This window comes from Streptomyces sp. NPDC051738, from assembly GCF_044453205.1.
GTDB lineage: Bacteria > Actinomycetota > Actinomycetes > Streptomycetales > Streptomycetaceae > Streptomyces.
This window is the reverse complement of the sequence record NZ_JBITCM010000012.1, coordinates 258,094-273,571: the sequence shown is the minus strand read 5'-3', so window position 1 is coordinate 273,571 and position 15,478 is coordinate 258,094. Positions and strand designations below refer to the sequence as shown.

General features: G+C 70.4%; 13 protein-coding genes. 4 read left to right on the top strand and 9 right to left on the bottom strand.

All coding sequences use genetic code 11. The features are described from left to right. Window positions 1–105: 105 nt before the first annotated feature. The 3 genes from ACIA8X_RS27910 to ACIA8X_RS27900 all read right to left on the bottom strand — a co-directional run bounded on the left by ACIA8X_RS27910 (window position 106) and on the right by ACIA8X_RS27900 (window position 2,020). Entirely contained in the window at window positions 106–471 is a 366-nt protein-coding gene (locus ACIA8X_RS27910; RefSeq protein WP_399459370.1) for a DUF6247 family protein, read from the bottom strand. 100 nt (window positions 472–571) lie between these two features. After that, on the bottom strand, window positions 572–1,360 hold the full coding sequence (locus tag ACIA8X_RS27905; RefSeq protein ID WP_393454818.1) for a helix-turn-helix domain-containing protein: 789 nt from the start codon (window positions 1,358–1,360) through the stop codon (window positions 572–574). A gap of 225 nt (window positions 1,361–1,585) precedes the next feature. Beyond that, window positions 1,586–2,020 carry an ATP-binding protein gene (locus ACIA8X_RS27900; RefSeq protein WP_393454815.1) on the bottom strand — a complete coding sequence of 145 codons (435 nt, stop codon included), beginning with the start codon at window positions 2,018–2,020 and terminating at the stop codon, window positions 1,586–1,588. 113 nt (window positions 2,021–2,133) lie between these two features. On the opposite strand from ACIA8X_RS27900, the gene ACIA8X_RS27895 reads away from it, so the two are divergent. Both ACIA8X_RS27895 and ACIA8X_RS27890 read left to right on the top strand, forming a co-directional pair. Beyond that, window positions 2,134–2,946 (top strand): helix-turn-helix domain-containing protein, encoded by an 813-nt coding sequence (locus tag ACIA8X_RS27895; protein ID WP_399459369.1) that lies wholly within the window; start codon window positions 2,134–2,136, stop codon window positions 2,944–2,946. After that, window positions 2,943–3,131, top strand: coding sequence for a DUF397 domain-containing protein (locus ACIA8X_RS27890; protein ID WP_393454812.1), 189 nt, complete (start codon window positions 2,943–2,945; stop codon window positions 3,129–3,131). The genes ACIA8X_RS27895 and ACIA8X_RS27890 overlap by 4 nt, the downstream gene beginning before the upstream one ends. On the opposite strand, the gene ACIA8X_RS27885 is transcribed toward ACIA8X_RS27890, so the two are convergent. Beyond that, a complete protein-coding gene (locus ACIA8X_RS27885; RefSeq protein ID WP_399459368.1) occupies window positions 3,119–6,433 on the bottom strand; it encodes a tetratricopeptide repeat protein in 3,315 nt (1,104 codons plus the stop codon). The two genes, ACIA8X_RS27890 and ACIA8X_RS27885, sit on opposite strands and share 13 nt — an antisense overlap. 373 nt (window positions 6,434–6,806) lie before the next feature. Here ACIA8X_RS27885 and ACIA8X_RS27880 point away from each other — a divergent pair, with 373 nt between their 5' ends. After that, on the top strand, window positions 6,807–7,655 hold the full coding sequence (locus ACIA8X_RS27880) for a pentapeptide repeat-containing protein (RefSeq protein WP_399459367.1): 849 nt from the start codon (window positions 6,807–6,809) through the stop codon (window positions 7,653–7,655). 5 nt (window positions 7,656–7,660) lie between these two features. Then, window positions 7,661–8,170: a DUF2165 domain-containing protein gene (locus ACIA8X_RS27875; protein ID WP_399459366.1), complete on the top strand. Its 510-nt coding sequence runs from the start codon at window positions 7,661–7,663 to the stop codon at window positions 8,168–8,170. Between the two features lie 28 nt (window positions 8,171–8,198). Here the strand turns inward: ACIA8X_RS27875 and ACIA8X_RS27870 are convergent, their stop codons facing one another. The 5 genes from ACIA8X_RS27870 to ACIA8X_RS27850 all read right to left on the bottom strand — a co-directional run bounded on the left by ACIA8X_RS27870 (window position 8,199) and on the right by ACIA8X_RS27850 (window position 15,372). After that, complete coding sequence (locus ACIA8X_RS27870; RefSeq protein ID WP_399459365.1) at window positions 8,199–9,398, bottom strand: DUF418 domain-containing protein; 1,200 nt, start codon at window positions 9,396–9,398, stop codon at window positions 8,199–8,201. An 82-nt stretch (window positions 9,399–9,480) separates the two neighbouring features. Beyond that, a complete protein-coding gene (locus ACIA8X_RS27865) occupies window positions 9,481–10,032 on the bottom strand; it encodes a hypothetical protein (RefSeq protein ID WP_393454797.1) in 552 nt (183 codons plus the stop codon). 88 nt (window positions 10,033–10,120) lie between these two features. Then, window positions 10,121–12,703 (bottom strand): bifunctional FO biosynthesis protein CofGH, encoded by a 2,583-nt coding sequence (locus tag ACIA8X_RS27860; RefSeq protein WP_393454794.1) that lies wholly within the window; start codon window positions 12,701–12,703, stop codon window positions 10,121–10,123. A gap of 134 nt (window positions 12,704–12,837) precedes the next feature. Continuing rightward, entirely contained in the window at window positions 12,838–13,686 is an 849-nt protein-coding gene (locus tag ACIA8X_RS27855) for an LLM class F420-dependent oxidoreductase (protein WP_393455539.1), read from the bottom strand. Window positions 13,687–13,857: 171 nt separating this feature from the next. Continuing rightward, window positions 13,858–15,372 carry a CehA/McbA family metallohydrolase gene (locus ACIA8X_RS27850; protein WP_399459364.1) on the bottom strand — a complete coding sequence of 505 codons (1,515 nt, stop codon included), beginning with the start codon at window positions 15,370–15,372 and terminating at the stop codon, window positions 13,858–13,860. Window positions 15,373–15,478: the final 106 nt, after the last annotated feature.

The following is a 15,478-nucleotide window of genomic DNA, read 5'->3' as shown; positions in this document are numbered from 1 at the left end:
CGAAGCCGTCTGCCCGTTCGACCGTTCGTCACTGTAATCGACCGGGGACGAACGGTTGAGGGGACAGATCGGTATGCGAGGTGTGACCGAAGTGGTCCCGAGTGGTCAGCTATCACCCATACCAGGTGACATTGCAGCTTCCTCAGCAGCCTCCCGGATCACACGGATCTCGGCCACGGTCTCCACAGGGTCCTGCTCCCCCGCGTCCACGATCCGCTCCAGCTCACGCAGCCGCGCAGCTCGTTCCGGGTGCCGTTCGATCGCCACGAACACGACCCACGAGTGCACGAAGGCTCGCAGCGGGGCGAGGCTCTGTGTCTGCTGGGCGTTCGTCGTGGCCTCGAAGAGGTGTTGTGTGAGGGCGGGGATCCGGCTCGGCGCGATGCGCGCGACGGCAGCCCTCAGCGCGTCCGGGGTCAGCTCGGGCATGGGGATCAGCGGTCCGTACGGGCCGTCGGTCTGGGCGCTCACGGCGACCTCCGGTGCGGGTGGCTCGGTCCTCGTACGGTACTGGCGGAGTCGGTGGCGCGATGCGTGCGCGGGGCTTGTCACGGGGGGCGCTTCCGGGTCTCTACGCCGCGGTGCGGGACGTACGGCAGTCGCGGCATCGGCCCGGTGTCGGTGCGCGGAAGGCACGGTCGCAGCCGTCGCAGGTCTGCAGTGGGTCCGCGCGGATGGGGCTCGGGCGGGGCGCCGGGGCCGGGAGGGACGGCGGCAGCAGCGCTTCGAGGCGGTGGGCGAGGAATGCCGCTGGATGCAGGATGGGGTCCTTCGGCAGGCCGTTCGTCAGGGTCCGCTGCACGGCGGTGGGCGGAACGCCCCTCTCCAGCCAGGCGGAGACCGCTGGTGCCAGGCGGTGAACGTCCCGTTCGGCCAGCAGCAGGCGGGAGTCGTACGCACGCAACCCGGCAAGGAGATCAACGGCGGTGCGGGGCGCGGCAGGAGTCTGCGGGCTTGGCGGCGGTGTCGGCCGTGGCGCGGGCTCCGCGACCGCTCGGGCCACCGCGAGCCGCGGTTTGTTGTACGAGATCGTCCGGGTCACGACTCGGCCCGATTGAAGACGCTCCTTGGTGCGAGCCAGATATCCGTGCGCCTCCAGCTCCCGCAGGGCGGCGGCGATCCGGATCTCCCCCTCGGGGAACTTCGCGGCCAGCGCCTTGATCCCGATCGAGGCCCTCGCGGGCAGCGACTGGATGTGGACCGCCAGACCGATCGCCGTCAGGGACAGCTCCGGGTGCTGGGCGAGGTGGTTTCCGACCACGACGAACTGGTCGTGGTGGGGTTCGGTGACGTGCTCGACGCCTCCGGCGGAAGGGCCGGACTGGGCGCGCGTGGGCGCGCTAGGCTGCTGTTCAGTCATCGGGAAGGTGCTTTCTTCCTGGTGTTAGGCCCTCGCATTGGGATGCCAGTCCCGGCGAGGGCCGATTCATGTGTGCGGTTGTCTGCGGCTGACGCTGCACCACCGAAACCTCTGCGCGCCAGCCGAGTTGGCGATGTTCACTCCTGCGGGTGATCGACGGGGGCGGTGGGGGCGGGTTGGTTCTTTTTCCCGGTTCTTTGGTTTTTGGCGTCGGGAGCGGCCGGGTCACGACTCCCCGCGATCCGGTGTCAGTTCGGCCCACACCACCTTGCAGTTGGCCGGAGCCGCGTCGACGCCCCAACGGTCCGCGTACGCCGCCACGATCAGCAACCCTCGCCCCGACTCCGCATCACCGGCCACCGCGTCCCGGACCTGCGGGATCCGGTCGCCCCGGGCGTCGGTCACCTCGATGCGGAGGGTGCCGTCGGTGTGCAGCTTCAGCCCGAGCCGGAAGTCCCGCCCTGGGACACGGCCGTGGAATACGGCGTTGGACGAGAGCTCCGCCACGACATGCAGCGCACCCTCGAAGGGGGCTCCCCAGTCGTCGAGTTGGCGCTCGGCGAGCAGGCGCGCGAGTCGAGCACCTCTTCGAGTTGCGGACAACTGAACCGTGAAGAGGTGCGTGGATGAGGTGACTTGAGGGAGGGAATTCGGGGTCATGTCACCCAGCGTGGCCAGTCGTTCCTACGCTGAACAGCAACGACCCCGGTACGGAGCGTGGCTGTCCGGATGCGTCTCGGGGGCGTACGGCTCGTACATCGGGAGGGACAGCGGTGGAGGACGAGGAAGCCACGGCCATACTCAAGTCGGTCGGCAGGCAGATCAAGTTGTGGCGCGAGGCCGCCGGGATGAAGCAGCCGGAACTCCGGGCGGCGATCGGATACAGCGGGGAGATGGTCTCGTCGGTGGAGCGGGGCCGGAGGGCGCCGAAGCCCGACTTCCTGGACAACTCCGACGACGTGCTCGGGGCGGGCGGAAAGCTCTCCGCGTTCAAGGAGGACCTGGAGGAGGCCCGGTATCCGAAGAAGGTAAGGGATCTGAAGGATCTGGAGGATAAACCCATCGAGATGGGGGCGTACACCACGCTTCGTATCCACGGACTGCTCCAGACCCCGGAGTACGCCCAGGCGTTGTACGAGAATCGGCGGCCCCCGTACACGGAAGGGGAAATCGATCGCCTTGTGTCCGGGCGGATGGCGCGCAAGATCGCCTTCGAGCGGGTGCCCCGGCCGTTACTCACTTTCGTCCAAGAAGAGGTGTCACTACGGCGGCCTGTCGGCGGAAGGATGGTGCTACGACGACAGCTTGAACACCTGTTGGAAGTGGGCAAGTTGCCACACGTGGACCTACAGGTGATGCCCACGGAACGCCAGGACCACGCAGGCGTAAGCGGATCCTTCCGTGTCCTGAAGCTGCAGGACGGCAAGACGTTGGGGTACGCGGCAGGCGAGCTGCACAACCAGGTGATCAGCGATCCACGGGAAGCTCAAATCCTTGACATGCGCTATGGGATGATCCGGGCGCAGGCCCTCTCGCCCCGGGAGTCGCTGGCGTTCATCGAGAAAGTTCTGGGAGAAGAGACATGACCTCTTCCACGTTGACATGGTTCAAGAGCAGCTACAGCGGTGCGAACGAGCCCGACTGCGTCGAGGTCGCCATATCCCCGGCTAACCCCACCGTCCACGTCCGCGACTCCAAGGACAAGGACGGCGCACGGCTCGCGTTCGCGGACCACGCCTGGTCGGCGTTCGTCGAGGCCTACACCGCGTAGCGGGCCCGAACGGCGTCCCGCGCCGCCGTCACCGTCGCCAGACGGGGGGCGATGCGGGCTCGGTCCGCGTCGGGGCTGTGCAGGAGTTCGGTCAGGATGGTGGCGAGTTCCGCCAGGTCATCCCAGTCAGGCGCTGCCGCCAGGACTTCCGCCAGTGCCCGGTCCGCTTCGGTCCAGTCGATGAGGGCCCAGCCGATGATGCACCGCCCCATCGCACGTGCCTCCGCGTCCAGTTCGGCCGCCTTAAGTGAGCGTGCCAGCTCACGCCACAGGGGCTCCGCGGCCTTCAGTCCCAGAGTTCTGCCGTCGATCAACGCCAATTGGTAGGTGCCCCCGATCGCGTTCCCTGCGCGCGTCCGCTCGGCGAACTCCCGAGCCCGCGCCCACTGTCCCGCGAGCCGGAAGGCCTCGGCCCGCAAGTAGTCCAGGCCGGCGATCGGCGGCGCCACCCGGTCCGCGTCCGCCAGCCAGGCCAGGGCCTCGTCCCATTTACCGCATTGCAGCAACGTCTCTATGACCTTGTAGCGGGCCCAGTCCACGTCCGACCCCAGGGTGACGCACCGGTCCCAGTCGGCCAGAGCCTCTTCAACGCACCCGGTCGCCAGGTGGACTCGCGCACGCTGCCCGTAGGCCCAACCGTCGTCAGGGCGCACCGCCAGCCCGCGGTCCAGATGCCGGAGAGCCTCACGGTAGGCCTTCAGGGCCAGATGGACCGCTCCCAATTGCGCGAGCGCTCTGCTGTCGTCCGGATCGCGTTCCAGTGCGCCGTTGAGGACCGCAATCGCCTCCTCGTAGCAGCCCGCAACCCGGTACGTCTCCCCCACAACAACCCTGCTGCCGTCCGGATCCACTTCGACGGCTCGGCGCAGATCCTCGGCCATGCCCTCCTGGTCGTCCAACCGGCGCCTCACGTGAGCGCGCATGATCAGTGCCCAGGAATAGTCCGGCTCCAACTCGACGGCACGGTCGAGATCGCTCAGCGCCTCCTCGCTACGGCCCAGCTCGTGGAGGGACATTCCACGGCTCGCCAGAGCCGAGGGGTAGTCGGCTTCGAGGGAGAGCGCCCGGCCGAGTTCCACGACGGCTTCCTCGTGCCGGCCCGCAAGGCGATAGGCGTCACCCCGTTCCGACGCCACCCAGGCGGAGTCGGGCACGGTACGGACAGCCCGGTCCAGATCGGCGAACGCCTTGTCGCGTTCCCCCATCACTCGGTGCAGACGCGCCCTGCGCACAAGCGCCCACAGCTGGCCCTCGTCGAGACTCAGGGCCTGATCGAAGTCCGTGAGTGCGGCATCGTGCTGCCCGAGCGCCTGTCGGCACACGGCCCGGTTGGTCAGAGCGTCGGCGTCGGCCGGGGACAGCGCGATGGCCCGGTCGAAGTCGGTGACGGCCTCCTCGTACCGGCCCGCGAGCCGGTTGGTGTCCCCGCGCTTCGCGAGGATCCAGTCCGTGTCAGGGGCCAGTGAGTCCGCCCGGTCCAGGTCGGCCAGTGCCGCCGGGTAGTCGTCCAGACACCAGTGGATGAAGCCACGGCCGTAGTGGGCGACGGCCAGCTCCGGGGCGAACTCGATGGCCCGGTCGTACTCGGTCAGCGCCCGCCGGTACTCTCCGGCCAGCCGCAGCTCCCTGCCGAGCACGACGTGCGCCATGGCACGGCCGCCGTGGTCCAGGCCGGGATGGGCCAGGAGCAGGGTCATCGCCCCGGTCACCCCGGACGTGTCGTCCGCGAGCGCCTCGTGCAACCGGCCGGACCAGTCGCGCAGCGCCGGGTCGTCCGTGGCGTCGGCTGCGTCCTCCAGCATGCGGGCCCAGCGGCGGCCGACGACTTGATCCTCGTAGCAGGCCTCGGCCAGGTCGCGCAGCGCGTCGCCGAGTGCCGCGTGCGGGCGGGCGCACAGTCGGTGGTACGTCTCCTCCAGCCGCAGCTCGCGCCACGGCTCGTGCTCCCACAGTTCGTCGGAGCGCAGGTCGCTCGCCGCCTCCTCGCGCCAGCGGCCCAAGACGTCCGCGAGGCGCTCGTGGCGCTCGGTCCAGCCGCGCGGGGAGCGGCGGTGCTGGAGGCGGAGCATCGGCTCGCGTACCAGGTCGTGGTAGCGGAGGCGGTCGCCGCGGTCGTCCACGAAGGGGAGTCCGCGCAGCCAGGCGAAGAGCGCGTCGGCCTCGTCGTCCGGACGGTCCACGGCTGCTTCCACGGCCGCGCGGAACACGTCCAGGTCGAGGCGGCGGGGCAGCGCGCAGGCGAGTGCCACCGCGCGGCGCGCGGGATCCTGCTCCCACTTCAGGAAGCGTTCGACGGCCGTGGCGCTGGGGTCGCCCACGTCCTCCGGGTCGGCGGGCCGCGCCTCCGCAAGGGTCGACACCAGCACCGGCAGTCCGCCCGTGAGCCGCAGCACCTCCTCCACGACCGGCTCCTCCACGACGCCCCTGGCCGCGAGCAGCCCCCGCGCCTCGGCCTCCGTGAACGGGCCGAGGGGCACGTCGGTCATGAAGTCGGCGAAGACTCCCCAGCGGGCCGGGGCGAGGGGGAACTGTCCGGCCGTCACCACGACGACCGTGGCAGGCAGCGCACCGTACCGGTCGGTGGTCATCACCTCGCGCAGCCAGCCATCGAGGATCGGTCCGGTCCGCTCGTACGTGTCGAAGAACAGGACGATCCACGGCGCCGCGGACGCGGCCTCCGAGAGCTCTCCCAGCAGGACGGGGGTCAGCACGCGCTCCGGCGACAGCACCAGCTGTACGTCCTCATGGTTGCGGAACCGCGCGCTGAGACCCGCCCGCAGCCGATCGGCGCCCTCGGCGAGCCGTTCCGCGTCGAGCGCGCCGGCGAAGGCACCGACCCCCGGCACCATCCCCAGCCCCGCCAGCCCTGCCCGCGCGACCACCATGCCGCCAGCCGACGGGCCTGCCGACTCGGGCTCCGAGGGGGCGAGCGCCGCCGACTCCGCCTCGTGACGCCGCTCCCGGTATGCGGCCAGCAAACGTTCCAGCTCCTTGAACCGACGGCCCTGCGCGCCGAGCTGGCGGCATATCTCCACCAGCGCCTCCGGCACGCTGCCCACGCCCTCGTCGACATATGCCGTCAACGCCTTGCGTTCCCGGGCGACTTGCTCCATCTCCCGGACCAGGAACGTCTTGCCGACGCCCGCATTGCCGTGCACATGAAACAGGAACCGATGACGATCGTCCTCCGGCGGCAGGTCGAAGTTCGCCCGGAACGCGGCCCGTTCGTCACTCCGCCCCACAAACCCGGCCCGCATACGCTGCCGGATCAGCTCCTGCATCGACGGCCGCGCCTGCGCCATACCGCGTCCCCTCTCCCCCGCCGACCGACTCCCCTCATTCTGGCCCAACTCCCCGAACGGGCCTGATGGGTGGGGCTCGTGTGAACCCGGCGGATCTCCTTTGTCCCTCAGGCCACTGTCGGTTGAAATGGCACCCATGACCAGAGGCATACCGCGGGCGGGGGCACGGAGCCGGCAGCTTCGGAGGATCGCGGACCGCCGTGCGCGGGCTCGTCGACAGAGCGGGCAACCCCTCGGAGCTCCGCTGGGAGCGCGTCGCCCGGGACATCGCCGCAGGGCGCCGGGGCGGAACTGGACCGGTGTCGGGTCGGCGACGGCAGCCGCAATACCCGCGGAGGCGGGCGGGTGGGGACAGCGGGCGGGTTTCGTCGCGATGATGCTCCCCGGGATCGCGGCGGTCGCCACACTCGTCTTCACCTGGGTGTCCGTGGCGCAGGTGTCCGAGGAGCTGAGCATCTCCGAGCAGGGGCAGATCGCGGACCGATACGACAAGGCCATGGAGCGGTTGGACGCCGGCTCCGCCAACATCCGCAGAGGTGCGATCTTCTCCCTCCAGGGCATCATGGAGGACTCTCCCCGGCAGCAGCCGGCCGTGATCTACGCGCTGTCCGAGTACATCCGCGCCCACGCCACCAAGAAGCCCTCCAGGACCGAGAAGGCCCCGGACATCCAGGCGGCGCTGTCCGTGCTCGGCCAGCGCGACCCCGCCCACGACGGGGACCGCCCCATCGACCTCAGAGGCGTCCAGCTGGCCGGCGTCGATCTGCACGGGGCCGACCTGAGCCGGGCGAACCTCGCGGGCGCGGTCCTCTCGCACGGAAACCTGGAAGGCACGACCCTGTCCGACGCGGACCTTCATGGCGCCTCGCTGAAGGGGACGCTCCTGACAGGTGCCGACCTGACCGGCGCGAACCTGGGCGGTGCCGTGCTCAACGACGCGGTCCTGTTCGAGACGAACCTGTCCAACGCGCGCCTGGATTCCGCCCAGTTGACATCCACCGACCTGGAGAAGGCGGACCTGCGCAACGCCTCTCTCCACAAGACGGACCTACGGGAAGCGGACCTGACGGACGTGAAACTGGACGGAGCGGACCTGACCGACGTGCGTCGCCCGGAAGGAGATCTGCCGACGCCGACCCCGGCCCCCACCGCTCCCCTGTGCCAAGTCCCTGCCGAACTGGCTCAATGCGTTCCGAACACAACGCCTTCACAGGGAAGATGACCACCATGCCTAAGACACCCCCACGCACCGCCCTCCACCTCGCCGCCACCCTCCTCACGGCGACCGTCGCCCTCTACATCACCCTCGTCGCCTTCGGGAACATCACCGACTTCGGGACGAACCAGCAGTTCGTGCAGCATGTCCTGGCGATGGACACCACGTTCAAGGACGACGACCTGATGTGGAGAGCCATCACCAGTAAGGGACTTCAGGACACGGCGTACGTCGCCATCATCGTCTGGGAGACCGTCGCCGCCCTCGTGCTCATATACGGCACCTGGCTCTGGTTCCGCCGCGACGACGCCCGCGCCCGCCGCTTCTCGACCTATGGCCTGCTGATGCTCATGCTGCTCTTCGGCGGCGGGTTCATCGCGATCGGCGGGGAGTGGTTCTCGATGTGGCAGTCCGGGGACTGGAACGGGCTCGACGCGGCGACCCGGGTGTTCCTGTTCAGCGGGATCGTGCTGATCGTCAACCACCTGCCCTTCGGGCAGGGACGGCAGGCCGACGCCTGACGCGGATCAGCATCAGCGGATCAGTGGATCAGTGACGCAGGGCCCATTTCTGGACCGACTCCAGGGGCCCTGCCGAGAACCGCCGCAGCCACAGCGTGGAGCCCACCATCAGCACCGCGCAGACCGTGATCCACAGACCCACCACCCACCACGGCCACCACGGGCCGGTGTCGCCGAACCGCTGCGCGAGGCCCAGCCCGATGCCGTACGAGATCAGCACGCACAGCACGTTCTGCAGGACGTAGCCGGACAGGGCGGTCCGGCCGACGGAGGTCAGGCCCGTCATCAGCGGGCCCGGCCGCCGTACCCGGTCCACCACGGCACCGATCAGCCCGATGTACCCGAGGGCCAGCAGCGGGGCGGTTCCGTAGCGGGCCAGCAGGAACAGGTCCGGGCCGGCCAGTACCGCCGCCGCGTTGAGCGGCAGCCCGAGGCCGATGCCCCAGGCGAGCAGGCGGGAGCGCAGCCGGCGCCCCGTCTCGTCCGCGCCGAACGCCCCCGCGCGGAACAGCCGTACGCCCAGCAGGAAGAGGAAGAGCAGGAGGAAGAAGGTGAGGACCGGTTCCATGCGCAGGGCGATCGCGTTCTGCAGGCGGAAGGCGATCTGGTCCGGGTAGCCGCCGTGCGCGTACAGGTCGACGACGTCCCGTGAGACGGTGCCGCCGCCGTTGTCCGCAAGGGCCAGCGCGGCCGTCAGCAGACCGATCACCGTCAGATGCACGCCCGCCGCCCACCACATCACCCGCCGCTGCGCCCGCTCGGAGCGGGTCAGCAGCCAGGCGACGAGCAGTGCGGTGACCGCGTAGCCCATCAGTACGTCCCAGGCGAAGACCAGGACGAAGTGCACCGTGCCCTCGCCGAACAGGAACAGCGCCCGCCACCGGTAGCGCCCCGGCCATGGCTGCCCGCGCCGCGCCGCCGATGCGTACTGGATGGCCAGCCCGACGCCGAACAGGATCGTCAGCAGCGACAGGAACTTGCCGTTCGCCAGCACACTGAAGACGCCCTCGACGGCTCCCCCGACCGACCCGAGCGACTGCTCGCCCGACCCGGACTGCAAGGCTCCCCACTCCGCGCCGGGGCCGGTGAAGATCCATACGTTCGTCATGAGCGTGCCCAGGATGGCCGCCCCGCGCAGTACGTCGAGGAGAGGGAGTCGGCGCCCGGTGGGCTGCGCGGATTCCGATGCCCGCGGGACCGTCACGTCCGTCGTATCCGTGTGCGTCATGCATCCATCGTCTCGGCGGCACCGGCCCGAAACGTCATGAGCACAGCCGAACCCGCCCTACATCGAAGGATGCAGCGGAGACCTACTTGACCACGACCACGGTCGTACCCGTCTCCCCGAACGTCCACAACGCCGCCCCGTCGGCCGCGCGCATCCGGACCCCGCCGGTCTGCTTGCCCTCGGCGGGCGGCGGCGAGGAGCCGTCCACGGCGTTGGAGAAGGCTATGGAGAGGCCGGACTTCGCGGCGAAGTAGACGATGTTCTCGATCTCCACGCCGTCCGAGCCGGTGGTGGCCTCGTTGCGGGACGACACCGTGTAGCTGCCGGGGTCCGGGCTCACCGTGCCGGGCCAGACGGCGAACGTGTGGCGGGCCGCGTCGCTCGCGTCGACCAGCCAGACCCGCTTCTGGCCGAGGGAGTAGACGATCCGCCGTCCCGTGCCCGAGTCGTCCGGCACGACGGCGGGTTCCGCGGACTTCGTCGGTGCGGGGCTCGCGCCCGCCGACGCCGACGCGCTCGGGCGGGCCGCCGCGGCCGTCGGGTGCGGCCCCTTCTGGGCCTGCACGGCGAGGACGGCGACGGCGGCTATCGCGCCCACCGTCAGACCGGTCACCCAGACCTTGGAAGCAGGCACGGGCACGCATCTCCTCGGCTACGGAAAGCTACAGAACCCCTCCAGCGGGGGTCGGATCATCGTACCGACCTCCGCCGGAGGGTCCTCCTCAGTCCAGCACCGGCAACAGCTCCGGCAGATGCCCGTCCGAGGCCGTCGCCGCCCGCTGCCGTTCCTCCGGCACCTCGCCGTACAGCGTCGTGCGGGGCTTGGCCGGGCGGCCCGCGGCCTCGGCGACGGCCACCAGGTCGCGTACCGACTTGTAGGAGCCGTACGACGAACCCGCCATCCGCGAGATCGTCTCCTCCATCAGCGTGCCGCCCAGGTCGTTGGCGCCGGAGCGGAGCATCTCGGCCGCGCCCTCCGTGCCCAGCTTCACCCAGCTGGTCTGGATGTTGGGGATGTGGGGGTGGAGGAGGAGGCGGGCCATCGCCGTCACCGCGCGGTTGTCGCGGACGGAAGGGCCGGGGCGGGCGATCCCGGCCAGGTAGACCGGCGCGTTGGTGTGGATGAACGGCAGGGTCACGAACTCCGTGAAGCCGCCGGTGCGTTGCTGGATGCCGGCCAGGGTGCGCAGATGGCCGAGCCAGTGACGGGGCTGGTCGACATGGCCGTACATCATCGTCGAGGACGATCGCAGGCCGACCTCGTGCGCCGTGGTGATCACCTCGATCCACGTCGCCGTCGGCAGCTTGCCCTTGGTCAGGACCCAGCGGACCTCGTCGTCGAGGATCTCGGCGGCGGTCCCGGGGATGGAGTCCAGGCCCGCTTCCTTCGCCGCCGTCAGCCACTCGCGGATGGACATGCCGGTGCGGGTCGCGCCGTTCACGACCTCCATGGGCGAGAAGGCGTGCACATGCATGCCCGGCACCCGCTCCTTCACCGCCTTCGCGATGTCGAAGTACGCCGTCCCGGGCAGGTCCGGGTGGATGCCGCCCTGCATGCAGACCTCCACCGCGCCCACGTCCCAGGCCTGTTGGGCGCGGTCGGCGACCTGGTCCAGGGAGAGGGTGTAGGCGTCGGCGTCCGTCCTGCGCTGCGCGAAGGCACAGAAACGGCAGCCCGTGTAGCAGACGTTGGTGAAGTTGATGTTCCGCGTGACGATGTACGTGACGTCGTCGCCGACCGCCGATTTCCGGACGTCGTCCGCCACCGCGCACAGCGCGTCCAGCGCCGGGCCGTCCGCGTGCAGCAGCGCCAGCGCCTCGTCGTCGGTCAGGCGGGTCGGGTCGTCGGCGGCGACGCGCAGTGCCTGGCGGACGTCGGTGTCGATGCGCTGCGGCACCATGCCGGGCGCGGCCGCCTCGCGCAGGGCGCCCCAGTCGCCGTACACCTCGTCGAAGTCGTCGCGGCGGTCGGACGTACGGCCGTCGGTGTCGATGGTGCGGTGCAGATCGGTACGGCCGGACGCCTCGAAGGCCTCCTCCGGCTCCTGCCACGGGTGGCCCTCGACGGTCGCGTCCGCCAGGGCCAGGCCCGTCTGCGGATCGGCGAGCGCGCGGACGTGCGGACGCAGCCGCGGGTCCAGCCAGGGCTCGCCGCGCTGGACGAACTCCGGGTACACGCAGAGACGTTCCCGCAGCTCGAAGCCGACGGCGGCCGACCGCTCGGCGAGCTCCTCGATCTGCGGCCACGGCCGCTCGGGGTTGACGTGGTCGATGGTGAGCGGCGACACCCCGCCCCAGTCGTCGATACCGGCGCTGATGAGCCGCTCGTACTCGGAGTCGACCAGGTTCGGCGGGGCCTGGAGGCAGGCGCTCGGGCCCATGATGAGCCTGGCCACCGCCACCGTGGCGACCAGTTCGTCGAGTTCCGCGTCCGGCATGCCGCGCATCGCGGTGTCCGGCTTGGCGCGGAAGTTCTGGATGATCAGTTCCTGGATGCCGTGGTAGGCCCGGGAGACGCGGCGCAGCGCGAAGAGGGACTCCGCCCGCTCCTCGTACGTCTCGCCGATACCGATCAGGATCCCGGACGTGAAGGGCACGGAGGAGCGGCCCGCGTCCTCCAGTACGCGCAGGCGTACGGCGGGTTCCTTGTCCGGGGAGCCGTGGTGCGGGCCGCCGGGCTCGGACCACAGGCGGGTCGCCGTTGTCTCCAGCATCATGCCCATCGACGGGGCCACGGGCTTGAGGCGCTGGAAGTCGGTCCAGGACATGACGCCCGGGTTGAGGTGCGGGAGAAGTCCGGTCTCCTCCAGGATGCGGATGGAGATGGCGCGGACGTAGGCGATGGTGTCGTCGTAGCCGTGCGCGTCGAGCCACTCGCGCGCCTCCGGCCAGCGGTCCTCGGGCTTGTCGCCGAGGGTGATGAGGGCTTCCTTGCAGCCGAGGGCCGCGCCCTTGCGGGCGATGTCGAGGACCTCGTCCGGCGACATGAACATCCCGTGCCCGGCGCGGCGCAGCTTGCCGGGGACGGTGACGAAGGTGCAGTAGTGGCACTTGTCCCGGCACAGCCGGGTGAGGGGGATGAAGACGCTCTTCGAGTACGTGATGACGCCGGGCCGGCCGGCGGCTTCGAGGCCCGCGTCGCGCACCCGGCCGGCGGACGCGGCGAGGTCGTCGAGCGCCTCGCCGCGGGCCTGGAGCAGGACGGCGGCCTCGGAGACGTCGAGCGCGACGCCGTCCCGGGCGCGTTTGAGGGCGCGACGCAGGGAGTTCTCGGTGGGGCCGGGTCCGGTCGCGGAAGTCGTCATTTCTTGAGCATACGTTCGGGGCCTGCGGGCTCGGAGACGGTCCGGGGGTGGTGCGTTGCGTTGCTGAGTGCGGGCTCGTTGTGGCTGGTCGCGCAGTTCCCCGCGCCCCTTAGGGCGTTGGTCCTGCCCTTGGCTTAGATGTACTCGGCGTACTCGTCCAGCGCGCGCAGAACCTCCGTCTCCCCTTGCGGCGGAAGTTGGACCACGACCTCCTCGATCCCCAACTCCGCGTAGTGCGCGAGCTTGCCGGGACTGGGGAAGACGGCGTACGGCACCACCTGGAGGGCGTTCGGGTCGCGCCCCGCGTCGGCCCAGGCGGCCCTCAGCCGAGGGAGGGTTTCGGACAATCCTCGGCCGCCGATGGGGAGCCATCCGTCGGCGTACTCGCTGATGTGCGCGAAGAGCTTCGGGCCGGCGGCTCCGCCGATGAGCGTGCGGGGGCCGTTCACCTTGGGTGCGCGAGGCTTCTGGGCCGGTTTGGGATAGGCGAAACTGGCGCGTACGGCGCCGAACTCGCCCTCGTGCGCGGTGGGTTCGTCCGTCCACAGGGCCCGCATGAGGGCCATCCGGTCCCGGACGAGTTCGCGGCGGGTGGCCCAGTCGACGCCATGGTCGGCGGCCTCCTCGACGTTCCAGCCGAAGCCGAGGCCGAGGGTGAACCGCCCGCCGGACAGGTGGTCCAGGGTCGCGATCTGCTTGGCCAGGTCGATCGGGTCGTGCTGGGCGACCAGCGTGATGCCGGTGCCCAGCCCGAGCCGCTCGGTCACGGCCGCCGCCTGGCCGAGGGCGACGAAGGGGTCGAGGGTGCGGCCGTACTCGGGCGGCAGGTCGCCGCCGGCCGGGTACGGGGTGGTCCGCTCGACGGGGATGTGGGTGTGCTCGGGCAGGTACAGCCCCGCGAACCCGCGCTGCTCCAGCTCACGGGCGAGCCGGATCGGGGTGATGGTCTCGTCGGTGAGGAAGATCGTGACGGAGATGCGCATGTCCCATCTGTACCGGTCCGGAGACGGGATGTCGATACCGACCGGTCGGCACAGAAACGTCCCGCCCCGGTCACCGCTCCAGGCGGCGATCTCGACCGTGCCCTGCTCATCCACGGCGAATCATCCACGGCGAATCATCCACGGCGAAGTGGGCTTTCCGCGCGGCGTCCGCTACGAACGCCCCAGGAAGATCGGGTTCGTGAACGCCGCCAGCGCCCCCGGCAACGGCCCCACCGCCGCCTCGTGCCGCAACTCCGCCCGTACGTACGCCGCGTACGAGGGCGTCGTACGCCACTCCACGACGCCCGAGCCCGACACCGGCAGCGGCGCGCTGGTGAACAGGACGCCCTGGTCGGTGACGAAGCGGACGGTGCAGCGGGGCGCACCGGTGGCTTCCAGGCGGACCGTCACCGGGGTGTCCCGGTCGACCTCCAACCGGCCGCCGATGCCCGCCTGTCGGCCCCGGCCGCCCGAGGCCGTGAAGGTGAGGGAGACGTTCTTGGACTCGGCGATGTACGAGCGGCCCGCCCGGATGCCCTCCTGGATCGCCTCGCGCGTGAGGTCGTCGGCGAGGACGACGGTCTGGGGGGAGCCGACCGGGTCGGGGCTGCGGTGGGCGTCGCTGTTGCCCATCGCCGGGATCCAGTCGCGGCCGTTCTCGCGCACCGACGCCACCAGCATGCTGTCCCAGTCGGCCAGCGACACCTCGTCGTCCGGCGTGTACGGCCCGTTCCAGACCTCGATCGCGTCCGCCTCGCCGAAGCCGAACTTCCAGTTGCAGCCGACGCAGGTGGCGTGCGGGTGGGCCGGGACGACCAGGCCGCCCGCCCTGCGGACCTGCCGGGCGAACTTGCCGAAGCGGTTGTCCCGCGCCCGGTAGCGCCAGTCGATGAACGTGCCCGGCTCGACGCCCAGCGCCACCACGTGGCCGTTGCGCGTGGTGATCTCCTCGCCCAGCATCACGAGCAGGTCGTCGCCCGCGACGTCGGCCCAGTGCGGGTGCGCGGAGTGCGTGTTGTGCTCGGAGCTGTTGATGAAGTCCAGGCCGGCCTCGCGTGCGAGGGCCGCGATCTCCGCCGGGGTGCGGCGGCCGTCGGAGTACCAGGAGTGCAGATGGCAGTCGCCGCGGTACCAGGCGCGGCCCCGCCCCTTGGCCCGCTCCGGCGGATACGTCGGCTCGACGAACTCGCCCGGCTCGCCGTAGGTCAGCGTGATCGTGATCTCGTAGGCGAGGCCCTGCGGGGCCACCGTGTAGGGGCCGAGGGCGATCTGCCAGGTGCCCTCCTCGACCCTGCCGGGGATGTAGCCCGGCGTCGCGTCGTCGGCGCGGATGAAGAACTCCGTGCGCGCGCCGCCCGACCAGCCCCGGAAGCCCTTGCCGCCGAGCTCGGTGCCGCGCTGGTCGAAGATGCCGATGTCGAGGCCGTTGCCCTGGGTGCCGGTGGGGACGGAGGGACGGTCGTAGGTGTAGGAGACCTTGATCTCCCGGACGCCGTCGGGGACTTCGAGGGGGACGTACACGAAGTCGGGCGATCCGGGCGGCAGAGTCCCGCGCACCGTGCGGGTCTCGGCGTCGTGCATGTCGTCCGCCCCTCTCGCAAAGGTCACGCTTCCCAACGTAAGCGCGGCCGCGGCGCCCGTCACGAACAGGGCCCGTCTTCCGAGTCTTGCGTCGTCATCACACATGCCGATGAGCATTCCCCGTGGGCGTGAACTCACAAGGAAGGGAAGGAAATCAGTCGGTATCGGGACAGGGGGCGTCCTGACTTCTTCCCGGCGGCAAACGGGTTTC

Excerpts from the sequence above, each read along its gene's own strand:
- ACIA8X_RS27870 (WP_399459365.1), bottom strand. The coding sequence starts at position 9,398 with ATGACGCACACGGATACGACGGACGTGACGGTCCCGCGGGCATCGGAA.
- ACIA8X_RS27880 (WP_399459367.1), top strand. The coding sequence starts at position 6,807 with ATGATGCTCCCCGGGATCGCGGCGGTCGCCACACTCGTCTTCACCTGG.
- ACIA8X_RS27860 (WP_393454794.1), bottom strand. The coding sequence starts at position 12,703 with ATGACGACTTCCGCGACCGGACCCGGCCCCACCGAGAACTCCCTGCGT.
- ACIA8X_RS27855 (WP_393455539.1), bottom strand. The coding sequence starts at position 13,686 with ATGCGCATCTCCGTCACGATCTTCCTCACCGACGAGACCATCACCCCG.
- ACIA8X_RS27885 (WP_399459368.1), bottom strand. The coding sequence starts at position 6,433 with ATGGCGCAGGCGCGGCCGTCGATGCAGGAGCTGATCCGGCAGCGTATG.
- ACIA8X_RS27850 (WP_399459364.1), bottom strand. The coding sequence starts at position 15,372 with ATGTGTGATGACGACGCAAGACTCGGAAGACGGGCCCTGTTCGTGACG.
- ACIA8X_RS27890 (WP_393454812.1), top strand. The coding sequence starts at position 2,943 with ATGACCTCTTCCACGTTGACATGGTTCAAGAGCAGCTACAGCGGTGCG.
- ACIA8X_RS27875 (WP_399459366.1), top strand. The coding sequence starts at position 7,661 with ATGCCTAAGACACCCCCACGCACCGCCCTCCACCTCGCCGCCACCCTC.
- ACIA8X_RS27900 (WP_393454815.1), bottom strand. The coding sequence starts at position 2,020 with ATGACCCCGAATTCCCTCCCTCAAGTCACCTCATCCACGCACCTCTTC.
- ACIA8X_RS27905 (WP_393454818.1), bottom strand. The coding sequence starts at position 1,360 with ATGACTGAACAGCAGCCTAGCGCGCCCACGCGCGCCCAGTCCGGCCCT.